General features: G+C 74.4%; 23 protein-coding genes. 13 read left to right on the forward strand and 10 right to left on the reverse strand.

The window, feature by feature from the left end; translation table 11 throughout:
* Positions 1 to 115 precede the first annotated feature (115 nt).
* The 3 genes from ACH4B3_RS29670 to ACH4B3_RS29680 all read left to right on the forward strand — a co-directional run bounded on the left by ACH4B3_RS29670 (position 116) and on the right by ACH4B3_RS29680 (position 3120).
* Positions 116 to 1123: a sensor histidine kinase gene (locus tag ACH4B3_RS29670; RefSeq protein WP_398468000.1), complete on the forward strand. Its 1008-nt coding sequence runs from the start codon at positions 116 to 118 to the stop codon at positions 1121 to 1123.
* On the forward strand, positions 1120 to 1761 hold the full coding sequence (locus ACH4B3_RS29675) for a response regulator (RefSeq protein ID WP_398468002.1): 642 nt from the start codon (positions 1120 to 1122) through the stop codon (positions 1759 to 1761). Before ACH4B3_RS29670 ends, ACH4B3_RS29675 begins: the two co-directional genes overlap by 4 nt.
* A 387-nt stretch (positions 1762 to 2148) precedes the next feature.
* Entirely contained in the window at positions 2149 to 3120 is a 972-nt protein-coding gene (locus tag ACH4B3_RS29680; protein WP_398468004.1) for an alpha/beta hydrolase, read from the forward strand.
* A 166-nt stretch (positions 3121 to 3286) separates the two neighbouring features.
* Here ACH4B3_RS29680 and ACH4B3_RS29685 read toward each other — a convergent pair whose 3' ends face one another.
* From ACH4B3_RS29685 to ACH4B3_RS29695, 3 genes are all read right to left on the reverse strand, one after another.
* On the reverse strand, positions 3287 to 3772 hold the full coding sequence (locus tag ACH4B3_RS29685) for an SRPBCC domain-containing protein (RefSeq protein WP_398468006.1): 486 nt from the start codon (positions 3770 to 3772) through the stop codon (positions 3287 to 3289).
* Positions 3769 to 4146, reverse strand: coding sequence for an ArsR/SmtB family transcription factor (locus ACH4B3_RS29690; protein ID WP_398468008.1), 378 nt, complete (start codon positions 4144 to 4146; stop codon positions 3769 to 3771). Before ACH4B3_RS29690 ends, ACH4B3_RS29685 begins: the two co-directional genes overlap by 4 nt.
* A 348-nt stretch (positions 4147 to 4494) precedes the next feature.
* Positions 4495 to 5379 (reverse strand): glycoside hydrolase family 19 protein, encoded by an 885-nt coding sequence (locus tag ACH4B3_RS29695; RefSeq protein WP_398468010.1) that lies wholly within the window; start codon positions 5377 to 5379, stop codon positions 4495 to 4497.
* A 158-nt stretch (positions 5380 to 5537) separates the two neighbouring features.
* On the opposite strand from ACH4B3_RS29695, the gene ACH4B3_RS29700 reads away from it, so the two are divergent.
* The 3 genes from ACH4B3_RS29700 (at position 5538) to ACH4B3_RS29710 (ending at position 7245) form a co-directional block, all read left to right on the forward strand.
* Positions 5538 to 5852, forward strand: coding sequence for a hypothetical protein (locus ACH4B3_RS29700; RefSeq protein ID WP_398468012.1), 315 nt, complete (start codon positions 5538 to 5540; stop codon positions 5850 to 5852).
* Between the two features lie 50 nt (positions 5853 to 5902).
* A complete protein-coding gene (locus tag ACH4B3_RS29705) occupies positions 5903 to 6562 on the forward strand; it encodes an HAD family hydrolase (protein WP_398468014.1) in 660 nt (219 codons plus the stop codon).
* Positions 6563 to 6780: 218 nt separating this feature from the next.
* Positions 6781 to 7245: a hypothetical protein gene (locus tag ACH4B3_RS29710; RefSeq protein WP_398468016.1), complete on the forward strand. Its 465-nt coding sequence runs from the start codon at positions 6781 to 6783 to the stop codon at positions 7243 to 7245.
* A gap of 155 nt (positions 7246 to 7400) precedes the next feature.
* On the opposite strand, the gene ACH4B3_RS29715 is transcribed toward ACH4B3_RS29710, so the two are convergent.
* Positions 7401 to 7733, reverse strand: a complete 333-nt coding sequence (locus ACH4B3_RS29715; protein WP_398468018.1) for a hypothetical protein — start codon at positions 7731 to 7733, stop codon at positions 7401 to 7403.
* 196 nt (positions 7734 to 7929) lie between these two features.
* Positions 7930 to 8628, reverse strand: a complete 699-nt coding sequence (locus ACH4B3_RS29720; RefSeq protein WP_398468020.1) for an alpha/beta fold hydrolase — start codon at positions 8626 to 8628, stop codon at positions 7930 to 7932.
* A gap of 218 nt (positions 8629 to 8846) precedes the next feature.
* On the opposite strand from ACH4B3_RS29720, the gene ACH4B3_RS29725 reads away from it, so the two are divergent.
* Positions 8847 to 9194: a hypothetical protein gene (locus ACH4B3_RS29725; protein ID WP_398468022.1), complete on the forward strand. Its 348-nt coding sequence runs from the start codon at positions 8847 to 8849 to the stop codon at positions 9192 to 9194.
* A gap of 155 nt (positions 9195 to 9349) precedes the next feature.
* Here ACH4B3_RS29725 and ACH4B3_RS29730 read toward each other — a convergent pair whose 3' ends face one another.
* Complete coding sequence (locus tag ACH4B3_RS29730) at positions 9350 to 9955, reverse strand: HD domain-containing protein (RefSeq protein WP_398468024.1); 606 nt, start codon at positions 9953 to 9955, stop codon at positions 9350 to 9352.
* A gap of 299 nt (positions 9956 to 10254) precedes the next feature.
* On the opposite strand from ACH4B3_RS29730, the gene ACH4B3_RS29735 reads away from it, so the two are divergent.
* Entirely contained in the window at positions 10255 to 11244 is a 990-nt protein-coding gene (locus ACH4B3_RS29735) for a ferric reductase-like transmembrane domain-containing protein (protein ID WP_398468026.1), read from the forward strand.
* A gap of 49 nt (positions 11245 to 11293) precedes the next feature.
* Here the strand turns inward: ACH4B3_RS29735 and ACH4B3_RS29740 are convergent, their stop codons facing one another.
* Positions 11294 to 12124: an alpha/beta fold hydrolase gene (locus ACH4B3_RS29740; RefSeq protein WP_398468054.1), complete on the reverse strand. Its 831-nt coding sequence runs from the start codon at positions 12122 to 12124 to the stop codon at positions 11294 to 11296.
* Between the two features lie 78 nt (positions 12125 to 12202).
* Between ACH4B3_RS29740 and ACH4B3_RS29745 the strand changes: the two genes are divergently transcribed.
* Positions 12203 to 12811: a sigma-70 family RNA polymerase sigma factor gene (locus tag ACH4B3_RS29745; protein WP_398468028.1), complete on the forward strand. Its 609-nt coding sequence runs from the start codon at positions 12203 to 12205 to the stop codon at positions 12809 to 12811.
* A gap of 204 nt (positions 12812 to 13015) precedes the next feature.
* On the opposite strand, the gene ACH4B3_RS29750 is transcribed toward ACH4B3_RS29745, so the two are convergent.
* From ACH4B3_RS29750 to ACH4B3_RS29760, 3 genes are all read right to left on the reverse strand, one after another.
* Positions 13016 to 13162, reverse strand: coding sequence for a hypothetical protein (locus tag ACH4B3_RS29750; protein ID WP_398468030.1), 147 nt, complete (start codon positions 13160 to 13162; stop codon positions 13016 to 13018).
* Positions 13163 to 13415: 253 nt separating this feature from the next.
* Complete coding sequence (locus ACH4B3_RS29755) at positions 13416 to 14318, reverse strand: hypothetical protein (protein WP_398468032.1); 903 nt, start codon at positions 14316 to 14318, stop codon at positions 13416 to 13418.
* 508 nt (positions 14319 to 14826) lie between these two features.
* Positions 14827 to 15756 (reverse strand): FG-GAP repeat domain-containing protein, encoded by a 930-nt coding sequence (locus ACH4B3_RS29760; RefSeq protein ID WP_398468034.1) that lies wholly within the window; start codon positions 15754 to 15756, stop codon positions 14827 to 14829.
* A gap of 328 nt (positions 15757 to 16084) precedes the next feature.
* Here ACH4B3_RS29760 and ACH4B3_RS29765 point away from each other — a divergent pair, with 328 nt between their 5' ends.
* From ACH4B3_RS29765 to ACH4B3_RS29780, 4 genes are all read left to right on the forward strand, one after another.
* Positions 16085 to 17002 carry a nuclease gene (locus ACH4B3_RS29765; protein ID WP_398468036.1) on the forward strand — a complete coding sequence of 306 codons (918 nt, stop codon included), beginning with the start codon at positions 16085 to 16087 and terminating at the stop codon, positions 17000 to 17002.
* Between the two features lie 220 nt (positions 17003 to 17222).
* Complete coding sequence (locus ACH4B3_RS29770) at positions 17223 to 20408, forward strand: amidohydrolase family protein (RefSeq protein ID WP_398468038.1); 3186 nt, start codon at positions 17223 to 17225, stop codon at positions 20406 to 20408.
* 226 nt (positions 20409 to 20634) lie between these two features.
* On the forward strand, positions 20635 to 21894 hold the full coding sequence (locus tag ACH4B3_RS29775) for a cytochrome P450 (RefSeq protein WP_398468040.1): 1260 nt from the start codon (positions 20635 to 20637) through the stop codon (positions 21892 to 21894).
* 222 nt (positions 21895 to 22116) lie between these two features.
* Positions 22117 to 22832 (forward strand): beta-ketoacyl synthase N-terminal-like domain-containing protein (locus tag ACH4B3_RS29780; protein WP_398468042.1); only part of this gene is annotated, 716 nt, incomplete at its 3' end.

Below are 22832 nucleotides of genomic sequence, written 5' to 3' on the forward strand. Positions count from 1 at the left end.
CCGCGCACCCGCCGCTGACCATTCGCCGTTCGGCGGACCGTTCGGCCGTGGCGGCGGGCGGGCTCTGCCGAACGGCGGATGCCATCGTGGCGGGACGGACTCGTAGGGTCACCCCATGACCGTGCTTCCGCGCCCTCTTCACGCCCCGGTGCTGGCGGGCGCCGCCCTGCTCTCCGGCGCCGGCTCGCTGGCCCGTGTGCCCGCCGCCTGGTCCATGGCCGGCGTGGCGCTGCTGCTGCCGCTGCTCGGGCTGGCGGCACGGTGGTCGCCGGTCCGGTCCGGGTACCTCGCGGGTGCCCTGGGGGTCGCGGCGGTGGCACTGTGGCCGGCCCCGCTGGTGTGGGACGAGGGCGGGTCGTGGCTGGAGATCTGCGGGGCGGCGGCCTTCTGGGCGCTGCCCGCGCTGGGGGCGGTCGCGATCGGAGCCCAGCTGCGCAGGCAGGCCTCCCGGACCCGGCGGGCCGTCCGGGAGGCGCGGCGCGACCAGCAGCTGGAACTGGCGCAGGATCTCCACGACTTCGTCGCGCACGACGTGAGCGCCATCGTGGTGCAGGCGCAGGCGGCCCGGTTCGTCGCCGGCACCGATCCGCTCCAGGCCGTACGCGCCCTGGAGCGGATCGAGGCAGCGGGACTGAGCGCGCTGGCGTCGATGGACCGGACGGTGCACGCCCTCCGGGAAGCGGGCGGGGGTCCCGCGGCTCCTGCCCCCGGGCTCGCCGCACTGGGTGAACTCGTGGAGCGGTTCGAGGGCGGTGCCCTGGAGGCCGAGGAGGCGGCGCTGGCAGCGCTGCCCCGGGAGGCCGACACCGCCGCCTACCGGGTGGCGGTGGAGGCCCTGACGAACGTCACGCGGCATGCGCCCGGCGCACGGACGGTACGGGTGACCCTGCGCCTGGCCTCGGGCGGGATCGAGCTGGCCGTGGCCAACACCGCGCCCCCGCGCGGCGCCCGGAACCGTCTCACCCGCCGCCGGCACACCGGCGGCACGGGGCTCGCCGGGCTGCGGGAGCGGGTGGACGCTGCCGGAGGCACGCTCGAGGCGGGCCCGGCCGACGGTGGCGGCTGGCGTGTCTCGGCGGTCTTCCCGGCGGACCCCCGCCCAGGGGCGATCATGATGCGGTGACCACGAGCATCCTGATAGCCGACGACCAGGACGACATCCGCAGCGGATTCCGGCTGATCCTCGACTCGCAGCCGGACATGACGGTGGTGGGCGAGGCCGCGGACGGAGAGAGAGCGCTGTCGCTGGCCCGGGAACTGCGCCCGGACGTCGTGCTGACCGACATCCGCATGCCCCGCCTGGACGGGCTGGAGGTGACCCGGCTGCTGGCCCCGCAGACCCGGGTCGTGGTGGTGACCACCTTCGACCTGGACGAGTACGTGCACACCGCGTTGCGGGCCGGTGCCTGCGGCTTCCTGCTCAAGCGGTCCGGCCCGGCGCTGCTGATCGAAGGGGTCCGGGCGGCGATGGCCGGTGACACACTCATCAGCCCGCAGATCACGGTGCGGCTGCTGAGCCGGCTGTCGGATCCGGCGGTGAAGGCGCCCACGACGGCCGCACGGGTCCTGACCGGAAGGGAGGTCGAGATCGTGCGGCTGGTGGCGCGCGGCCACACCAACGCGGAGATCGGGGCGGAGCTTTTCATCAGCGCGGGGACGGCGAAGACCCACATCGCGAACGTCCAGGCGAAACTCGGGGCGCGGAACCGGGTGGGGATCGCGGCGTGGGCCTGGGAACACGGCGTGGTGGGGCCGGAGTAGACCCGTGCCGACGGACGTCCGGGCCGGTGGGTCGTGCCGGGCGGATCCCGACCCGGCCGCAGGCGCACCCACCCCGCCCGGGAGGGCCGGCGCGTGGCGCGGCCCGCGGCGTACCGGTGCCCGGTGTGCCACGCCGCCCGGCGCCCGCGACACGGCCGGCCGCGCGGCCCCGCGCCTCGGCCGCACCGCCCGGGCCGAGGTCCGACCGCCCCGGCACCTGCCCCGTCGTCTCGGGTGCGCCGTTCGCATTGCGGGACCCGTGGCGCCGGTCGAGCATGGAACGGGGCGTTTCCGGCCGCGGGACGCCCGGAGCCGCCCGCCGCCCCGCGCCCCCGCACAGCCGGGCGCCCACCGGACCGGGCCGCACGCACGACAGGAGACGTCCCCATGGCCGACCTCCCCGCTCCGCCCGCACCGGTCCTGGAGCCCGCCGCCGGGGAACTCGCGGCGGCCACCGCCGGGCATCCGCGGATCTACGAGGTCCCCCCGGAGCAGGGGCGGGACATCCTCCGCGGGCTGCAGACCGTCGAGGGAGTGGCCAGGCCGGAGACCGACGAGAGGTGGGTGACGGTCGACGCCGGCGCGTACGGCCGGGTGCGCACCCGGATCGTCACACCCCAGGAGACGACCGGGCCGTTGCCCGTCGTGTACTACATCCACGGCGCCGGCTGGGTCTTCGGCGACGAGCACACCCACGACCGGCTGGTGCGGGAACTCGCCGTCGGGGCCCGGGCGGCCGTCGTGTTCCCGCTCTACGACCGGGCGCCGGAGGCGAAGTACCCCACCCAGATCGAGCAGAACTACGCGGTCGCCAGATGGATCACGGAGCACGGCGCCGCGTACGGGCTGGACACCTCCCGGATCGCGGTCTGCGGTGACTCGGTCGGCGGCAACATGTCGGCCGTCCTGGCGCTGATGGCGAAGGAACGCGGCGACGTGACCCTGCGGGGCCAGGTCCTGCTGTACCCGGTGACGGACGCGGACTTCGATACCGCCTCCTACCGCCAGTTCGCCGAGGGCCACTACCTCACCCGGGACGGCATGATGTGGTTCTGGGACCAGTACACGACCGACCCGGCTCAGCGTGCCGAACCCCACGCCGCCCCGCTGCGGGCGGCCGTCGACCAGCTCAGGGGGCTGCCGCCGGCCCTGGTCGTCACCGGCGAGGCGGACGTGCTGCGCGACGAGGGCGAGGCGTACGCCGCCCGGCTGCGGGAGGCGGGAGTGACGGTCACCGCGGTGCGGGTGCTCGGCATCGTCCACGACTTCCTCATGCTCGACAGTCTGCGCCGCTGCCACGCCACCGACGTCGGACGGCAGCTCGCGGTCACCGCACTGGACCGCTTCCTCCACGCCTGACCCCCACCGCCCAGCGACCCGTTTCCTCCGCGTCCGACGCATCCGAGCACCCCGCCACCGTCCCGCAACCCGCTCACCAGCGGGTGCGGGGCGGCGGCGCGCCGCCGGGCGGGGCGGGGGCCGGGGGGCAGGTGCCGTCCCCGGCCCGCGCCGGCGCGGTGGCCGGTCAGCCGGCCAGCAGGGCGTCCATCTGGCCGACCGCCTCCGTCAGGCCCTCCACCATGCCCATCTTCACCAGCTGCTCCATCTGCTCCCGGGACTCGAAGACCGAGCGCACCTCCATCCGGGTGCCGCCGTCGTGCTCGGTGAGCCGCATCCGTACCGTGCTGGACGGCAGGTCGGGGTCCGGCTTCCCGTCCTGGTCGGCGAACCCGTCGGTGAACTCCAGGGACGTCGGCGGCTCGACCGAGGTGACGCGCCACCAGCCGCGGTGCCGGTCGCCCTCCGGGCCGGTCATGAAGTAGGTGACCTCACCGCCGGGGGTCAGGTCGTGTCGCTCTACGGTGGCCGGGTAGGTCGGCGGCCCCCACCAGCGCTCCAGCCGGCGCGGGTCGGCCCACAGCTGCCACACCCGTTCGACCGGGGCGGCGAAGTCGGCGGTCAGGGTCAGGGTCAGCTCGTCGAGGTTCTTGTCGACACTGGTGACGCTCATTCGTCCTGTCCTTCCATCGGATCGTTCCGCGCGGCGCCGGGTTCCCGCGTGAGCAGCCCGGACATCCGGTCCACCCGTCCGCGCCAGGTCGTCTCCAACGCGTCGAGCGCCCGGCGCGCCCGGTCCACGGCGTCCGGGTCGGTGCCCACGAGCTGCTCCCGGCCCTGGCGCTGCTTGGTGACCAGACCGGCCCGTGCCAGCACCGCGACGTGTTTGTGCACCGCGGCGAAGCTCATCGGATACAGCTCGGCCAGCCGCGACACCGACAGTCTCTCCCGGAGGCAGCGGCGGAGGATGTCACGGCGCGTGGCGTCGGCCAGCGCGTGGAACAGGCGGTCCACGGACGCCTCGTCCGGCAAACGATGTACAACCATTTGGTTATAGGTTACTCCCGGCGGTGGTGGCCGTAAAGGACCGCCCGCCGTGCCGGGCCGCCGGTGGTGGGGGCGTGCGGGCCCTCGGGGGGCGGCGGTGGGGACGGCGGGCGCCCGGCGACGCATGACCGGCCGGCGCACGGTCCCCAGGGTTGTCCGCCGGACCCTGCCCCCGGGTGGAGGCGAGGCGGGGCGGCGCGGGACGGTGCGGAGGTGGTGCGAGGCGGGGCTGCGCGGGACGGTGCGGAGGTGGTGCGGGGCGGGGCGGATGCGGCGCGGGACGGTGTGTGGGACGGGAGCGGGGGCGGCCCACCGTCGTGGACCACCCCCGCCCCCGCGCTCTCCGGTTCAGCAGTACAGGGCGCCGCCGACCGGGACGCCGAGGATCCGGGTGAACTGCTGGTACGCGGTGACCCGGCTCTGGACCTGCGCCGGGTTCTTCCCGTCGCACTCCAGGGCGCCGTTGATCGACCGGATCGTCTGGCCGAAGCCCGCGCCGGTGACCATCGCGTGGTGCGGGGTCATGGTGCCCGGGCCGCGCTGGGTGTTCCAGTACCACAGGGCCGTCTTCCAGGCGACCGCCGCGTCCCGCTCGACGCGCCACGGGTCGTTGAGCAGGTCGATGCCCAGGGCGTCGCCCGCCGCCTTGTAGTTGAAGTTCCAGCTGAGCTGGATCGGACCCCGGCCGTAGTACGCCGCCTGGCCGGCCGGGCAGCCGTAGGGCTGGTTCCGGTCGCAGTAGTGCGGGTAGTTGGCGGTGTTCTGTTCCACGATGTGCACCAGGCCGCCCGTCTCGTGGTTGACGTTCGCCAGGAAGGCCGCCGCCTCCTGCTTCTTCACCGTGTCGCTCCCGGTGTTGGCGAACGCGGGGTAGGCGCCGAGCGCCGCCTTGAGGCCGCTGTAGGTGTAGAAGGGGTTCCGGTTCGGGAACATCTGCCGGAACTGCGCCTCCGACACGACGAACCCGGACGGGGACGGGTCCGGCGGTGTCCCGGTGCCGCAGCCGCCCTGGTCGGTCCAGACGGCCGCGGCGCCGGGCGCCTCGCCCTGCGTCCACCACTGCGCCCGCCAGTTGTGTCCGTTGTGCGAGGCGATGTTGCCGCCCTGGTAGACCGCGGAGCCGGTCCACGGGGCGGCGCACTCGGCGGCGGCCGCAGGGGCGGCGGGCAGCAGTGCGCTGAGTCCGGCCGCCATGGCAAGCGCGACCAGTACGGAACCGAGGCGTCGTGGCACGTCGTGCTCCTTCACTCCAGGTGACGGGGGCGTGTGCTCCTCACTCCACCGGATTGGTATGGACCTGTCAATGGTGTGGACCAACTCCGTACCCGGAAGGGGGCTGCCATCTCCCGGGGGGTGGCCGTTCGCCGCTCGCCCCTGTGGGAAGCCGCGGTGTGCCCGACCGCCTCCGCTTCTTCTCCGAGCCCGGCATCCGCGACACCCCGTTGTGGCCCACCGGCGTCGACAGCCCGTACGGCTACCCCTGCGAACTGACCCGACTGCCGATCGGTCCGGCCCTCCGGGAGGAACCGGCCCGGCTGTGCGCATGGTTCCAGAGCTCCGTGGACTGGACGTACCCGCCGGGGCCCTCACCGTGGAGCGGAGAGCAGCGGGAACGGTTCGACCGGCAGGCGGACGCGGCCCTGGCCTCGCTCCGCCGCGAACTGGGCGACGAGTGGACGGTCCTGGACCAGCGTCTGCCCCGGTGAAGCGGCAGGCACCAGCGCGCACCCCGCGGCGCCGATGACATGATCAAGCCATGACCAGTGAACCCACCCGGCCCGGTACCCGGAAATACGTCCTGTTCGACGTCGACGGCACATTGATCGACGCGGTGGACAACCAGCGCCGGGTCTGGCGGAGCTGGGCCGTCCGGTACGGACAGGATCCCGACGAGACCTACCGGGTGGCGCTGCGGACCCGGCCGGTGGAGACCTTCGCGGCGCTCGTCCCGGACCGGGACCCGCGGGACTGCCTGGCCGCGTTGCACGAACTGGAGGACGAGGACGTCCGGTCCGGTGTCTACGGCGCCTTCGAGGGTGCCTCGCGGCTGCTGGCCGAGCTGCCCGCGGAGCGCTGGGCGCTGGTGACCTCCAACTACGAGCACCGGGTGCGCGGCCGGTTCGCCCGCACCGGACTGCCGGTCCCGGGCGTGCTGGTGGACGCCGCCTCGGTCGCGGAGGGCAAGCCGTCGCCGGTCCCGTACCTGCTGGCCGCCGAGCGGCTCGGCGCCGACCCGCGGGACTGCCTGGTCGTCGAGGACGCGCCCACCGGCGTCGAGGCCGGACTGCGGGCCGGCATGACGGTGTGGGGGGTCAACTCGTCCGTCGCGGTGGACGGTGTGCACCGGCACTTCGGCACTCTGGCCGAGGCCGTCCCCGGCATACTCGCCTTCGCGGCCGGCGCGGCACACCCCTGAGCCGCGGCCGGGACGCCCTGGCCCGGCTGCCGGGGGCGCGCCGGACCGGCTGCGCGTCCCCCCGCGGGCCTGGCGACCGTGCGCGCCCGTCCCGAACCCCGAACGGCGGCCGGGAGGCCGCACGGCCGCGGTGACGGCCCCGGCGGCCGGGTGTCCGGATCGCCGTGACACGACATACTCGACCACCTGGACCGGACCAGTCGACGGGAGGGGGCCGCGTGGCGGACGACGCCAGGGGATTCCGCGCCGCCACCGGGGCCGAACACCTCCCCGAAGCGGGCACCGGGGAGCGCGAGGCGGCCGTCCGGGCGGCACTCGACGGGCTCCGCCAGATCCGGCGCGTGATGAACACCGGGGCCGCCGACCCGCTGGCGGTGCCCGCCGATTGGGAGCGGCTGCAGCCGGTCCGGGCCGTCGCCCTGGTCCTGGAGGCCGCCGGCATCCCGCCCTCGGCAGTCGACGCCCAGGGCCGCCGGGTGGCGACCGGGTACCGCGTCACCGCGGCCGAACGGCCGCCGGTGGTACGGGTGGAGTGGCTGGGGCCCGCCGGCAGTGGCGCCGTCCACCAGCAGCAGGACGCACTGCGCCGCTGCGCCGAAGCGCTCGGGGCCATGGGATGGCCGGCCCTGCGGTACCGGGGCCCGCGGCGCCAGTGGTTCCTGGAGGCCGAGCCGCGCCGGTGACCGCCGGCCGGCCACGGTCGGGCGCCACTGCGGCCGCCCCGCGTCAACGCGCGGCCCGCGAGCCGCTCGGTGCGTTCCGCCGGCCCCGTCCGTGCCCCTGCCTACCGGTCCAGCCGGGCGCCGGTGGCCGGCACCCGCAGGGCACCGCCCGGCCGTCAGCAGGCGTTGCGTCGCCGGTCACCGCCGAGCGCCGCACAGGCCACCGCCGCGACCACCCCGGCCGCCAGGAGGCCCCCGCCGGACCGCCACGACAGCACGGACCACTTCGACTGGGCGGACAGCACGGACCCGGTGCTCAGCCAGGAGCCGGCGGAGATGACGGAGAGGGCGGAACCGATCGAGCCGACCGACAGCGCACTGCCGACCGACCCGATGGACAGGACCGACCCGACCGAGCCGATCGAGAGCACCGAACCCACGGAGCCGATCGACAGCACGGAGTCCCGCGAGCAGCGGGACAAGGAGGAGTTTCCCGGGTGTTTGGACATGCGCCGATCCTACGGCCCGGGAGAGCACCGGTCCGGGCCGCGACAGGTCCCGGCGGCCGCCGGGACCGGCGGCCGGCAGCGGCACCGGAGTGCGGCCGCCGAGGGGACGCGCCGCCCCGGCACCCGGGCGACGGGCCCGGCCGGCGGCGCGGTGTCCGGACGGCTCCGGCCGTCGCGTGCCGGGCCCCGGCCCCGGTCACTCCGCGGCCGCCGCCAGCAGGACGCGTGCCAGTTCCCGCGGCCGGGAGAACATCGGCCAGTGGCCGGTGTCCATCCGGACCAGCCGCCACCGCTCGCCGGTCAGGAGCCGGGCCGCCTCGCCGGGGGGCTTCTCGCCGTCGAGCAGGCACTTGACATAGGTCGCCGGAAGCTCGTCCAGCGGGCGGGTCAGCACGGCCGGCTCGGTCAGCGCGGGCCCCGGGTGAGGCGTCGCGCCGCCCACGAGGCGGGCGGTCTGCTCGGCTCCGAGCCCCTGCCCGGCGCAGTCGCGGGCGGTCAGCGGTGGCCAGCAGCCGCCGTTCTCGGCCAGTCCGGCCTCGAACCGCTCCCGACCCTCCCACCAGCCGGAGGCGAAGGACTCGCCGGCGACCGGGACGTCGGAGTCCACGAAGACCACGCGGGCCAGCCGGTCACCGATCCGCGCGGCCGCCTGTCCGACCGGAATGCCGGAGTAGCTGTGCCCGACCAGCACCACCTGCCGCAGATCAAGCCGTTCCACCTCGTCCACGATGTCCCCGACATGGGTCTGCTGCCCGGCGGGCACACCCCGCTTCTCGGCGAGGCCGGACAGCGTCAACGGGTGGGTGCCGTGCCCGGCGGCACGCAGCTCCGGCACCACCTCGTCCCATGCCCACGCACCGAGCCACGCCCCTGCCACCAGTACGAAATTCGCCATGCGGGGACGGTAGCGAGGGGTACCGACAACGCTCCCGGGCGCCGCTCGGGGCCGCTCCCCGCGGCCCGGTCAGGCTCCGGCGGCGGTTGCTCCAACCGGCCGCACCGCGGATGCCCGCCGCGCCGGTCCGCGGCATGGTGGTGGCGTCCGGACCGCCCCGGCGGGCACCGGACCGACGGAGCCATCGCTATCGCCACGCACAGACGAGGGTCGCCGCCATGAACACAGCTCCACGCCGCGCCCTGGGCGCGGCAGCCCTGCTGCTGGTGGCGTACGCCGCCACGGGGTGCACCGACGCCACCGACAGCGCGGTCGGGACGGTCAGTTACACCACCCCGGACGAGGAGCGGCACCAGCTCACCAACCCCGGTTCGAGCGGCTGCCACCGGCTCAGAGGCGAGGGCGCCGAGGAGGTGGAGAACAACACCACCGCCGACCTGTGGCTCTACTTCAGCCCGGACTGCCAGGGGCGGACGAACATCGAGCGGACCTATCTCCCCACCACCCTGACGGACAATCCCGCCTTCCGCGACCAGCCGTGGCGGAGCTTCTCCGTCGTGGGCTGACCCCGGCTCCGGGAGCGGGCCCGGACGCCGCCGCCGTCCGGCGGTCGGTGCCGCCGACCTCCCGGTGACCGGCCTGGCGCCCCGGCGAGCCGGCCCGGACGGCGCGCTGGGCCCCGGCCTGCGGGCCCGCCGCGGGGGCGGGCCCGCGGGCGGGTTCAGCGGCGGTCGAGCGGATGGGCCGCGGTACGCCCCGGCCAGTCCCCGGCGACCAGCGCCGCCGCCGCGCACCCCGGCTTCCGCCGCGCCTGGTCACGGAAGAGACCCACGAAAGCCCCGGCGAAGCCCAGCCGGGGGAAGGCGGCGACCAGGGCCTCGGTGAAGGAGGGGTCGAACGCCTCCAGCCCCGTCCCGGAGACGTCCGCGCTCGTCCCCACCTGCAGCAGGCGGCTCTCCAGGTCGACCTCCGGCGCCACGTCGTCCCGCATGTGCAGCACGATGAGTTCGGCCGCCCGGTCACGCCGTTCGGCCGGCCAGCCGAGGCCGGCCGTGAAGACCCGTGCCAGATGGCCGCCGGCCTCTTCGAACGGGAGTGTGTGGCTGTCGAACGGCGCGGTCAGCGCGAGATCGTGCAGCAGTGCCGAGACGAACAGCAGCTCACGGTCGAACTCCAGGCCGCGCGCCTGCGCCCAGGCCGCTCCGAAGAAGTACGACCGCAACGAGTGGTGGTACAGCGCGTCGTCCGCGTACTCCGCACACACCAGCCGGGCTGCCTCCGCCGCAGGTCCCGACGGAGCGCTCACCCCCGCGATTCCGGAAACCATCGCCCTCACCCCTCACTTCGTGCAGATCGCCGCGGTGGACGCCCCAGCCTACGGCCTCGCCCGAACGGGCATTCGCCCCGGACGCGGCGCACCGCCACCCGCCGGCCGGGGGAGCCGAGGTGGGGCGCCGGCGACGCGTCCGGGCGTCCCGGTGCGGTACCGGCAGGCCGGCGAGCGTCCGGGGACGGAACCCCGCACTGGTCTGGACCTGGCCGGATCGCGTCTGTGCGCCGCACCTCCCGTCAGCCACACTGGTCTGCGCGAACCGTTGGTGACCACCGCTTGCGAAGAGGCCGGGGATGCAGCCGGACGTGGCGTCGGACAGTGCGGAGGGGCGTCTCCCGCCGGGGCGGGAACGACGTGCCGACGAGCGGGTGCGGTTCCGTTCCGACCTGCGGGCGGCTCTCCCCGACGCCGGTGCCGCGGTGGCCGTCACGGCGGCCGTGTTCGGGCTGCTGTACGTGCGGATGGACTCCGGAGCGTCCGCGACGGTCGCCGTCATGCCCTTCATGAGCGACCCGGCGACGTACTGGATGTACCTGCTCAGTCAGGCGTTCGGCTGGTCGGGCCTGCTGTGGGCGTGGGGCACGGTCGTGCTCGGGCTGGTGCTGTCCGGGCCCGGGCCGGGGCGGTTGCCGGTCTCCCGTGCGGCGCTGGAACGGTGGCACCGCACCACGAGCCTCACCGCCATGGCGCTGATGGCGGCGCACGTGCTGATGTTCGCGGCGGAACTGGTGCGCTACGAGACCCGGCTGGGCTGGGCGTCGCGGGTGTGGGCCGGGTTCGCCGACACCTTCGTGCCCGGCTGGTACGACTCGGGCACCGGTGAGCTGGCCATCCCGATCGGCCAGGCCGCGCTGTACCTGGCCGTCCCGCTCGGCCTGCTGTACTACGTCCGGCACCGCATCGGCCCGGCGGCGTGGCGGCGGCTGCACCGGTTCGTCATCGTCGTCTACGCCCTGAGCGTGTGGCACACCCTGCTGTACGGCACGAACGTCTGGTACGACGGGTGGCCGCGCACCGTGTTGTGGCTGCTGCAGGTGCCGGTCGCCGTGCTGCTGTCGCTGCGGCTGGCGCGTCCCGCCCGCCGGTCCGAGCGGCTGGGCGTCCCCGGTGGGCGGGGCGGGGCCCTGGCGCCGCGCTGGATCCTCCGGGCCGGGGGCAGGCTCGCCGTCGGCGCGGTGGTGCTGGGCCTGCTGGCGGTGGTGGTCTCCGGCCACGACGGCGGCCGGAGCCGGCCGGCCGAGCCGCCCGCGACCACCCCGCACCACCATCAGCCGGAGGAGTGACCCGCCGCGGCCGTCCCGCTCCGGTCGGCGCCCGCGCGGCCGAGGGGTGTCACCGGGTCAGGAACGCCACGGTGGCCGCCAGGAAGCGGTCGGCGTCGTCGAGCCACGGGTAGTGCCCCGCTCCCGGTTGGACGACGAGCGTGGCGTCGGGGAACACCTCCGCGAACTCGGCCACCGCCGTGGGCGGGCTGTTCAGGTCGAACTCTCCGGCGAGCAGCAGGACGGGTGCCGCCAGGGCGGCGAGGGCCGCGCGGGTGGCCTCCGGGTGGAAGGCGCCCTCGGCCCCGAAGGCGGCGACCGCGTCGGGGTTGTCCGGCCGGCCGGCCGCATGGTGGCTCCGGGCCGCGGCGTCCCACCGGCCGTAGCGGAACGGGGCGATGGCCTCCCAGTCGGCGCCGGTGCCGTCGGTGAGCGCCTCCAGGGCGGCGAACGCCTCCGGGAACCACGGCTCGTCCTTCCGGAGCCGGGCGAGGCCGCGCCGTGTCTCCCCGCTGATCGGGATGCCGACGGCCCGGGTGCCGGGGGTGATCAGGGCGAGCCTGCCGACCGCGGCGGGGTGTCGCGCGGCGTACTGTGCGGCGATGTTGGCGCCGGCGGAGTGGCCGAGCAGATCGACCCGGGGGAGGGCGAGGTGCGCGCGCAGTGCCTCGACGTCGTCGACGAGGCGGTCGCAGCGGTAGGAGGAGGTGTCCTCGGGGATCGCGGACCGCCCGGTGCCGCGGAGGTCCAGGACGATCAGCCGTCGGTGTGCGCCGAGGCCGCCGAGGTCGCCGAGGTAGCCGGAGTCCGCGGGACCTCCGGGGACGCAGAGCACCGGGTCGCCGTCTCCGTGTTCGCGGTAGGCCAGCCGGGTTCCGTCAGGTGCGGTGAAGGTGGGCATGGCCGTGATCCTGACATCCATAACCAGGTTTTACAACCTGGTTATGGATGGAAGTGCGCCAGGGTGTATAACCGGGGCGTGGCAGGCGAAGAGAGTGCGCACCGGGTCCCGGAGACGCTGACCGAGGAGCAGGTCGGGCGGATGCTCGCCGGTATGAACGAGGTCATTCGTGCCGGCGAGGAGATGCGGGAGCTGCGCGCGGAGATGGTCAGAACGCTCCTCGGTCTGGGCTGGACCCAGGAGAGCGTCGCCCGGCTCGCCGGGATGAGCCAGCCCGCGGTGTCCAAACAGGCCGCGAAGCACCGGAAGGGCGATCCGCCGTACCCGGTGAGCCTCTCCCTCGACCAGTACGACGTCCCGTGGCTCGAAGGACGCCTGTGGGGCCTCGCCGAGGAGATCTCCGAGAACTGCCCCGAACCCGCCCGCTGCACCCGCCACCTCGACGCGCTCGCCCGGGGCAGGAAGCGCTTCACGCCGCGCACCGTGGACGAGTTGCGGCGCCTGGTCGAAGAGGACCTCAGGCGGCACCGCACGGAGCTGCCCGGCGGCTACCGCGCCGCGTACGACGTGATCAGCCGCGGTCTCGACATCCCCGCGGAGCCCACCGCCACCGCCACCGGGCCGGCCTCCGTGCGCCGTGCCCTGGCCTGCCGGATCCAGCGGGACCGGCTCCGGGGAGGCGAGTGAGAAGGACCCCGGCCGGACGGGCCGGCCGGTCGAACCGGTGGGCCCCGCCCGGCCGGTGACCGCCGCCGCGGCGGTGAAGCGGGCCGGGCCCGTGTGGCACACCGGTGGGCCGGCCGCGGCGGGGTCCCGCGAGCCGTGGTGCGCACCGGGCGCCCGCGCCCGGCCGGCGGGGTGTCCGACGTGTTCGGGTTGTTCACCGGGCGACTACCGGGCGGCGAGCCAGGTGACAGCGGAGCCCACCGCCGTGCCGGTCAGGACCACCAGCCACGTGGGCACCCGTCGGATGGTCACCTGTAGACCGCCGCAGCGGAGTTCGAACTGCGGGGTCCGGGAGGGAGTTTCGGTATCCATGGGACCATCACAGCGGTTACCCGCCGGTCGGCAATCGGCCGCCCGGGGTGGTTCCGGCGGGGCCGCGGAACGGATGGGCACGTCGTTGTGCCCGGCACCGTGACCCGGTGCCGGGCACAACGACGAACCTCGTCCCGGGCGGACCGCTCCGAGCGGCGCCGCCCGGTCGCCGCCCGCTCACCGCGGCGGCCTCGGGGCGGTGGGGCGTGGCGCCCGCGCCCCGGGTCCGGACTCCCCCGAAGGAGCGCCGGGTTCAGCTGATGGGCGCCTGGTAGAGGCCGCGGCCGGCGCGGTGGGCACGGGAGGCGGCGACGAGCCGGTCGAGGGTGCTGCGCACCGTGTTGACCGAGGCCGTGGACTCGTCACGGCCGAGAGCCTTGGCGACGTCCCGGGCGCGCAGCGGCTTGCCGCTGTGGTCGGCCAGGACCGTGGCGACCTGTTCGGTCAGGCCGCTGCCCTTCTGCGCGTCGTCGGCGGCCTTCTCGGTCGCGGCCTTCTTGGCGGCGGGCTTGCGGGCGCCGGTCTTCTCGGCGCGGCGGCGCTTGGTCGCCGGCGCGGCGGGCTCCTTGGCCGCGGATTCCTTGGTGGCGGGCTCCTTGGCGGCGGATTCCTTGGCCGTGGACTGCTTGGCCGGGGCCTTCTTGGCGGCGGCCTTCTTGCCGGGAGCCTTCCTGGCGGCGGGCTTCTTGGCGGCGGCCTTCCGCGGGGCGGCCTTGCGGCGGGCGGGTCGGGTGGCGGTGGCGGCCTCCGCTGCCGGGGCGGTTTCCGGCGACGCCGACGGAGCCGGTGCGTCGGTGGCACCCTCGACCGCGGTCTCCTCGTCGGTCGCCTCTTCGGCGGCCGCGTCGGCAGCGGGTGCCTCGACGGCGGGTGCCTCGACGGTGGTTGCCTCGACAGCGGTTGCCTCGACGGCGGGCGCCTCGGCGTCCGCGGCCGGCGCGGTCAGCTCGTCGGTGGCGGATCGGGGCGCCGGGAGCACCGCGGCGGACAACGCGTGCAGTGCGGTCAGTGCGTTGCGAACCGATTCGAGCCGCTCGGTGACCGCGGCGAGCTCCTTCTCCAGGGCTGCCTGGTGCTTCTCGAGCTGCGGAAGTTCCTCCTGCAGCAGTGCGGTCGTGGCGTCGATGCCGCCGGTGGCGGTGGCCGGGTTCGTCATGTGCCCTCCTGAGGGCTCGGCTGGTGGGTGCGGGGAACGGGGGAGCAGAGTAAGGCGGCGGCGTTGTGCGGGCAAAATGCAGTTGAACCTACGAGAGATCGTTCACCATCGCAGCGATCACAAACCGCCGCAAGGGAGCGTTTCGCCCCGGGTGTGGTGAACACGGCCCGGCGGCCGGGCGGTGGCCCGGCACGCACCCCGCCGGTGGCAGTGGGATTCCCGCCGCCGGCGTCGCCTTGCGGTGGGTGTGGCGGGTGCCGGGGCCGCCCGGAACGTGGCAGCGGCGGCCGCTGCCGGGCGTCCGCCAAGTTCCGTGTGACCAGCCAATATGACGTTGTGTCAGAGACTGTCGTCGGCTGCGGTGGAGGAAGAACCGGGGGCCGGCACCGCGGGCGGACCGCTGCCGTGCGGTGGCGGCCCCGGGCCCTTCGGCCGGCACACTCGGACGGCCCCGGGCCGCACACCGTGCGGAGTGCGGCCCGTACGTGTGTTCAGATGGGACGTCGGCTCAGAAGAGCTGGACGTACTGGTTCCAGCCGGAGTTGCCGATCTTCTTCTTGGCCCGGTACGGCGCGGTCGCCTTGCCGGTGCCGGAGTACAGCCACAGCGCGCCGGCCTTGTCGCGGGCGAGCAGGTCGCTGCGTCCGTCGAGGTCGACGTCGCCGGTGGCGACCAGGTGGTTGAACTGGCCCCAGCCGCTGCCGACCTTGGTGCGGCCGGTGAACGGCTTGGTGTAGTCGCCGGTGCCCTTGTAGAGCCACAGCACGCCGGAACGGTCGGCGGCCACCAGGTCGGCCTTGCCGTCACCGGTCAGGTCGCCCTGGCCGGCGAGCTGGGTGTACTGCCCCCAGCCGGGGCCGACCTTCTTGCGGCCGGTCAGGGTGCCGTCGGCCTTGGCCAGGTAGAGCCACAACACGCCGGCCCGGTCCCGGGCCAGCAGGTCCGACTGGCGGGCGCCGCCGAGGTTGCCCACCGAACGGAACCTGTCGTACCGGCCCCAGTCACCGTCGAGCCAGGTGGTGGCGGCGCCGTCGCTGTAGCCGAACGTGCCGCTGAGCGTCCGGAAGTAGAGCCCGGCCTCGGTGCCGTTCGCGACCTGCACGGAAGCGTCGAGGCTCTGCCAGCTGTCGGTCACCAACTCGCGGGGCTTCAGGCCGCCGCGCCCGTTCGGCTCGTACATGTACAGGTCGCCGGAGCGGACGGCGCCCCACAGCGGGAGGACCGGCGCCGGTGCCGCGGCTGCCGCGCGGGGGGCGGCCGGCACGGAACGGGCGAGCCGGTCGCTCGCCTGGGACGAGACCTTCGGGGACGCCGGGTCGGGGGCCGGGCCGTCGGCCGCGGCGGCCCCGGCGGAGGTGCCGATCAGTGCGACGGCTATCGCCGCGGTCGTCAGCCGGGCCACGGCGGCGCCGCGCCGGCGGCCGGAGGATGGGGCCATGTGGTTCTCCAGGGGGAGTGTCGGCAGGGGCGACGTACCAGCGGTGTCCCCGGGAACGTCACCATGACTTCGTGATGGTTTCACACGACCTTCACCTACTGGCAGGCCGGTGACGGGTCAGCGGTCCGGTCCGGCCGTCCGGCAGCCGCGGTGTTGCGCGGGTGGCGGAGCCGGGTGCCGGCCCCGCCACGGCACGCCTTCGGTACCGGTTCCGCCGCGCCCGGTGGCGTGGACCGAGGTGCGGTTGCCGGTGCCCGGGGCGCGCGTGATCCTGGAATCACAACCGCTCATCAGCGATGCGAACTCATCTCAGGCGGGAGTATCGGTCATGATCGATCCCGTACAGGTCCTGTGGTCACCGGCGGGCGCGACCATGCCGTCGCTGGGCGCCCGGCGCCTGGTCGATGTGCACGACGGTGACACCCCGCACATCCGGATGCCCGTCCGTATGCTCTCCGTCGACACCCCGGAGGTGACGGCCGAGACCGAAGCGGGCGCGCAACGGGTCGACGAGAACTTCACGCAACTGGCGGCGTGGATCAAGCAGGGCAAGGCGCCCGTCTCCCCGGGCCTCGCCGAATTCGTGCTTCCGAAGCTGGAGACGGGGCGGGCGGGCACCCTGCAGTTCCAGCAGGGCACCGCCGCGGCCGCCTTCAACGAGGAGAACATCAAGAAGCGGCTCGCCAGACCCGACCCGAAGGCGAAGCCCCGCAACCTGTTCATCCGCGTCGCGGACAGTCCGTTCGACTCCGCCCACCGCCTGCTGGCGTACCTCGCCCCCAGCTTCTCGAAGGAGGAACTCGCCACCCTGACCCGGGAGCAACGGGCGACGTTCAACCTCGACCTGGTCACCGCCGGCTGGTCACCGACGTTCATCATCTACCCCGCCATCCCCGGTGAGCTGGACCTGCCGATCCTGCTGTCCGCCGCCGAGAAGGCGATGGCGGAACAACGCGGCATCTGGGAGGAGCCCGCGACCCTGCTCGGCTACGAGTACCGGGCGCTGGAGGACCTCTTCGCCGTCACGAAACGGAAGGTGCAGGGCGAGGCACTGACGCCGGCCGACCTGTTCTCCTGGCGCGAGCGGTACTGCGTGGACATGCGCACCCGAGTGCTCCACGGGCCGGAGGACTGGTTCCGGGTCGACCCGGTCTACCGGCTGTGGCTGTGGCCGTGGGACGTCTCGGAGGCCGTGGGACGCCTCAACCTGACGCCGTCGTCGAGGCTGGTGGGCGCCGACCGGTGAGCCCGCGCACGGTTCGCCGGCCGCGCCCGCGGCCGGGAGTCCCGCACCGGTGACGGCCGTTGGCCACCCGCGAGCGCGGCCCCGTCGGGTACCGGCGGGGCCGCGCTCGCGGACAGAGCCGGTTCAGATCCGTGCGACAAGCTGCCTCCCGAGGTCTTCTCGCGCACTCGAGCGGGCCTTAGGTTCTGCCCAACCGATGTGCGAACAGGGGGATGTGGCATTGGACTTATCGCGTAGAGCACTCATCCGGCAGAGCGGCATGGCAGCCGCCGGGGTGGGTTCCGTGTGGCTGGGCACCTCCCTGGCCGGCCCGGCCTCCCCGGCGGCCGCGGAACCGGGTACCGCGGGGACGGAGGACACCCGCCGGATCCAGGTCAGCCAGGCCACCAACGCGTCCGTCGCGCTCTCTCCGGACGGCCGGAGCATCGTGCTGGACCTGCTGAACATGTTGTGGACCGTCCCGGCGCAGGGCGGCGAAGCGGTCCGGCTGACCGGCATCGACCAGGAGGCCACCGAGCCCGACTTCTCACCCGACGGCCGCCACCTGGTCTTCCAGTCCTACGCCGACGACAACTTCCACCTGTGGCTGGCGCGTGCCGACGGCACGGAGGCCCGCCGGCTCACCGACGGCGCCACCGACCACCGCGAGCCCCGGTTCTCGCCGGACGGCCGGCGGATCGCGTACGCGGCCGAGGCGGACGGGCGGTACGCCGTGCACGTCCTCGACCTCGGCACCGGCGAGAGCCGGATCTGGGCTCCGGCCGCGGACCCCGGGGCCCAGGAGGGGCAGCCCTGCTGGCACCCCGACGGCACCGGCATCGTCTTCACCAGTGGCACCGGCGACGCCCCGACGAGCATCGTCCGGGTCGATGACGACGGCACCCGCACCACCCTCGTCACCGTCACCACGGGCCGGGTCGCGGGACCGTCGCTGTCGCCCGACGGCACGAGGCTGGCGTACGTCCACCTCACCCCGTCCGCCGCCCGACTCGTCGTCGACGGGCGACCCGTGTCCGACGACGGCGAGGAGGTCTTCCCGTTCGCCGCCCGCTGGCCCGCCGACGACGAGGTGTGCTACACCGCCGACGGAAAGGTCCGCCGCCGGACGGTCACCGGCGGTCCGGCCCGGGACATCCCCTTCACCGCCCACCTGACCGTGCCACGCCTCCGGGAGCGGCCCCTCGCCCGGGACTTCGACTCCACCGCGCCGCGTCCGGTCAAGGGCATCCTCAGCCCCTCCCTGTCACCTGACGGCACGAGGATCGCCTTCGCCGCACTCGGCGACATCTGGGTCGGCCGGAAGGGCGCCGTCCCCCGGGCCGTGGTGTCCGACGGGAACGCCAACACCGACCCGGCCTGGCACCCCGACGGTTCCACCCTGGTGTACGTCAGCGACCGCGGCGGCGGCGCGGCGGACCTGTGGCTGCACCACCTCGAAAGCGGCGAGGACCGGCGGCTGACCGACCTCAAGGGGCATGCGTCGGGGCCGGTGTTCAGCCCCGACGGCAGCACCGTCGCGTTCTGCCTCTGGACCGCCATCGTGTACACCGTGGACGTCGCCACCGGCGCGGTGCGCCAGGTGAGCGGGATCATCGGGCCCGGCAGGCCCACCTTCTCCGCGGACGGCCGCGCACTGACCTACACCGCCCTGGTGCCCGCCACCCCCCGCTACCGTGAGGGAGCCAACCGCCTGCTCACCGTCGACCTCGCCAGCGGGGAGACCCACTACGACGAGCCGGTGCCGGGGAAGTCCATCGCCAACCGCGTCGACGCCGGGCCGGTCCACTCGCCCGACGGCCGGTACACCGCGTACGTCGTCGGCGGCACCCTGCACCTCAGCGCCGTCGACTCCGCCGGGCGGCCCACCGGCAGCGCCCGCGAGCTGAACGGCGAGACCGCCGACTGCCCCAGCTGGAGCGCCGACTCGCGTTCCCTGCTCTACCTCTCCGACGGGCGGCTGCGCCTCGCCGACGCGCGCACCGGCCGGGCGACCACCGTGCCGGTCAAGCTCACCTGGCGCCGGACCGGACCCTCCGGTCGCACGATCGTGCAGGTGGGCGCGTTGTGGGACGGAACCGGCGAGACCCTGCGGCACGACGTGGACATCGTCGTCGAGGGCAACCGCGTCGCACGGGTCGTGGCACGCGGCACCGTCACCGGCGGACGCACCGTCGACGCCCGGCACCTGACCGCGGTGCCCGGGCTGATCGCCCTGCACGAGCACGGTCCGTGGCCGCGGGCCGAGACCCTGCGGCTCTGGCTGTCGATGGGCGTCACCACGCTGCGCTCACCGGGCGGCGCGCACTACGCGACGGTGGAGGCCAAGGAGGCCGTCGACTCCGGACGCCGGGTCGGACCGCGGGTCTTCGCGGGCGGGGACGCACTCGAAGGCGCCCGGTGCTACTACAACGTCGGCCGCCCGGTCACCAGCGACGAGGAGGTGGAGCGGGAGGTGGCCAAGGCCCGGGCGCTCGGCCACGACCTGGTCAAGACCTATGTGCGGATGCCGTACGGCCGGCAGCGTGCCGCCGTCCGGGCGGCCCACCGTCTCGGGCTGCCCCTCACCTCCCACTACCTGTTCGGTCCGCTCGGCTTCGGCGCCGACGGCCTGGAACACCTCGGCGGCACCAGCCGCTACGGCCGCCGGCAGAAGGAGACCCACCTCGGCCACTCCTACCAGGACGTGACCGAGCCGCTGATCGCCTCCGGCATGGTGCTGACCCCCACCCTGGGACTGTCCGGGGCCGGACTGCGCACCACCTCGGCCGCGCTGTACCGGTACGCCGGGTGGGCGGTCGGCGACCGGCGACTGACCTCGCTGATGGGGGAGGCGGAGTACGAGCAGTTCCGGGCCGGCGTGGCCGACGCCCGGGAACACGAACCGACCGACGCGCTGGCGTTCGCCGCCCGGCAGGGCGCGACGGTGCGCAGACTGCTGGAGGGCGGGGCGAACGTCGGGGCGGGCACCGACAGCCCCCTGGTGCCCCAGGCCGTCTACTACCACCTGAACCTGCAGACCATGGTGCGGTACGGCGCCAGCCCGTACCAGGCGCTGCGCTCGGCGACCGTGACGGGCGCGCTGGCGCTCGGCCTGAGTGCCCATCTGGGCACGGTCGAACCGGGGAAGCTCGCCGACCTGGTGCTGCTGGAGGGCGACCCGCTGCGGGACATCACGGCGGCCGCCGCGGTTCGGCAGGTGGTGATCGGCGGGGTGGTGCACACGGTGGACGAGCTGGTGACCGGCGCGGAGCGGACAGCGCCCGCCGCCTCCACCCCCTCCGTCCCCTCCGTCCCCGCCGGCGGCACCCCGACGGCGGCCCCGCGGCTGCCGGACGTGCCGCAGCACCCGGCCCGGGAACGCTACTGGTGGCACCGGGAGGAGCACCGGCCCCACACCTGCTGCTGAGCGGCGCCGGGCGCGGGCCCGCCGGGCGGACCGGGAACTCCTCCGGGCGGCGGGGGCGGGCCCGCCCGGGGCGGCGGCCGGGCGGGGAACCAGCGGTGCCGCGCCCCCGGTCCCCGGGCGGCCCCGGCCCGGCGGGTACCGAGCGTCGGCAAGCCCTGCTTAAGGGCCGGTGGCGACACTTGCGCCGACCGGTTCCCGCACCTGTCCCAGCGTGAAACGAGGCACTGTGTCTCCAACGGAAGCCACGTCCACTTCGTCCGCCGGCGCCGCCGGCCTCCCCCACTTCCTCGATCCGTCCTTCTGGTCCCGGCCGCTGGACGAGCGGGCAGCGCTGTTCCGGAGACTCCGCGGGCTGCCGCACCCGGAGTTCGTCCGGCCGCGCCTGCCCTGGGGGCCGTTGGCATCCGGCTACTACGCGCTGGTGAAGCACGCCGACATCGTCGAGGTGAGCCGCCGTCCGCAGGACTTCTCCTCGGAGGGCGCCACCGCGATGGTGGGCCCGGACCTGGACGAGTTCTACCGCTCCATGATCACCATGGACAACCCGGAACACGCCAGGCTGCGGCGCATCGTGGCGCGGTCGTTCAGCCGCGCCATGGCGCCCGCCTTCGAGGACATCTCCCGCCGCGTGGCCCGGCGGATCGTGGGCGAACTCGTCGAGCGCGGGCCCGGCGACTTCATCCGGCCGGTGGCGGCGGAGATGCCGATCGCCGTCCTCAGCGCCATGATGGGCATCCCGGACGAGGACTACGAGTTCCTCTTCGAGCGGACGAGCATCATCATGGGAGCGCTCGACCCCGAGTTGGTGGCCGACCCGGCGGAGGCCGCGGCGGCGGTGATGACCGCGCTGCGGGACCTCGGGGACTACATCGGACGCCTCCGCGAGGAGCGGCTCGCCCGGCCCGGCGACGATGTGATCACCAAGCTGGTCCGGGCCGGGGACGACGGGGAGCAGCTCTCCCGGCAGGAACTGGTCTCCTTCTTCATCCTCCTGGTCAACGCCGGCATGGAGACCACCCGCAACGCCATCTCCCGCGCGCTGGTCCTGCTGACCGACCACCCGGACCAGCGGCGGTTGCTGCTGACGGATTTCGAACGCCACGGCCGGGGCGCCGTCGAGGAGATCCTCCGGGTGGCCTCCCCGCTCAACTGGATGTGCCGCACGGTCACCCGCGACTGCGCGATGAACGGGCACCGGTTCCGCGAGGGCGAACAGGTCCTCATGCTGTACTGGTCCGCCAACCACGACGAGCGGGTCTTCGCGGATCCGTACCGGTTCGACATCACCCGGGACCCCAACCCGCACCTGGCGTTCGGTGCCTTCGGACCGCACTTCTGCCTGGGCGCGCATCTCGCCCGCATGGAGATCCTCGCGCTCTACCGCGAACTCCTCGCCGTGCTCCCGGAGATCCGGGCGGAGGGGGAACCGGTCCGGCTGGCATCGAGCTTCATCGAGGGCTTCAAACGGTTGGACTGCGCGTTCTGACGCCGCCGCCGGCAGCCGGAGCCCGGTGCCAGGGTGCCGGGTGCCCGCCGGTTATGCCGACTTAAGGCGGAGCGCAAAGAATGAACTCGCCTCGGCCCCGTGCCGAGCGTCTCGGCCGTCCCCGGACCCGCCGTACGCACACCGGCCGGTATGGCCTGTCGCGCGCCATGCCGTCGATGACGCCTGGGCTCCTGTTCACGACGTAGGAAGGAGGCGCCAGCGATGGCGAAGGACGAGGCGAAGCTTCTCGACCACCTCAAGTGGGTGACGGCGGAACTGCGCGACACCCGGCAGCGCCTGCGGGACGTCGAGTCCGCGGCCCCGGAGCCGATCGCCATCGTCGGCATGGCCTGCCGCTTCCCCGGCGGGGTGGCGGGCCCGGACGACCTGTGGGACCTGGTGGCGGCCGGCGGCGAGGGGCTCACCGACTTCCCGCGGGACCGCGGCTGGGACCTGGAGACCCTGTTCGACCCGGACCCGGACCACCGGGGTACCAGCTATGTCCGCCGGGGCGCCTTCCTGCCCGGCGCCGGCGATTTCGACGCGGGGTTCTTCGGCATCTCGCCGCGGGAGGCGGTGGGGATGGATCCCCAGCAGCGGCTGCTGCTGGAGACCGCCTGGGAGACCTTCGAGCACGCCGGCATCGACCCGCACAGCCTGGCGGGCAGCGACACGGGCGTCTACGCCGGTGTGACGGCGCAGGACTACGTGGTGCTCACCGCACTGGCCGGCACCGAGATGGAAGGACACCTCGCCACCGGCAACCTCGGGTCCGTGCTGTCCGGCCGGGTGTCGTACGTGCTGGGGCTGGAAGGCCCGGCGGTGACGGTGGACACCGCCTGCTCGTCCTCGTTGGTGGCGTTGCATTCGGCGGTGCGGGCGTTGCGGGGCGGGGAGTGTTCGCTGGCGTTGGCGGGCGGTGTGACGGTGATGGCGAC

This window comes from Streptomyces sp. NPDC018031 (genome assembly GCF_044327625.1).
In the GTDB taxonomy this organism is placed as follows: Bacteria; Actinomycetota; Actinomycetes; order Streptomycetales; family Streptomycetaceae; genus Streptomyces.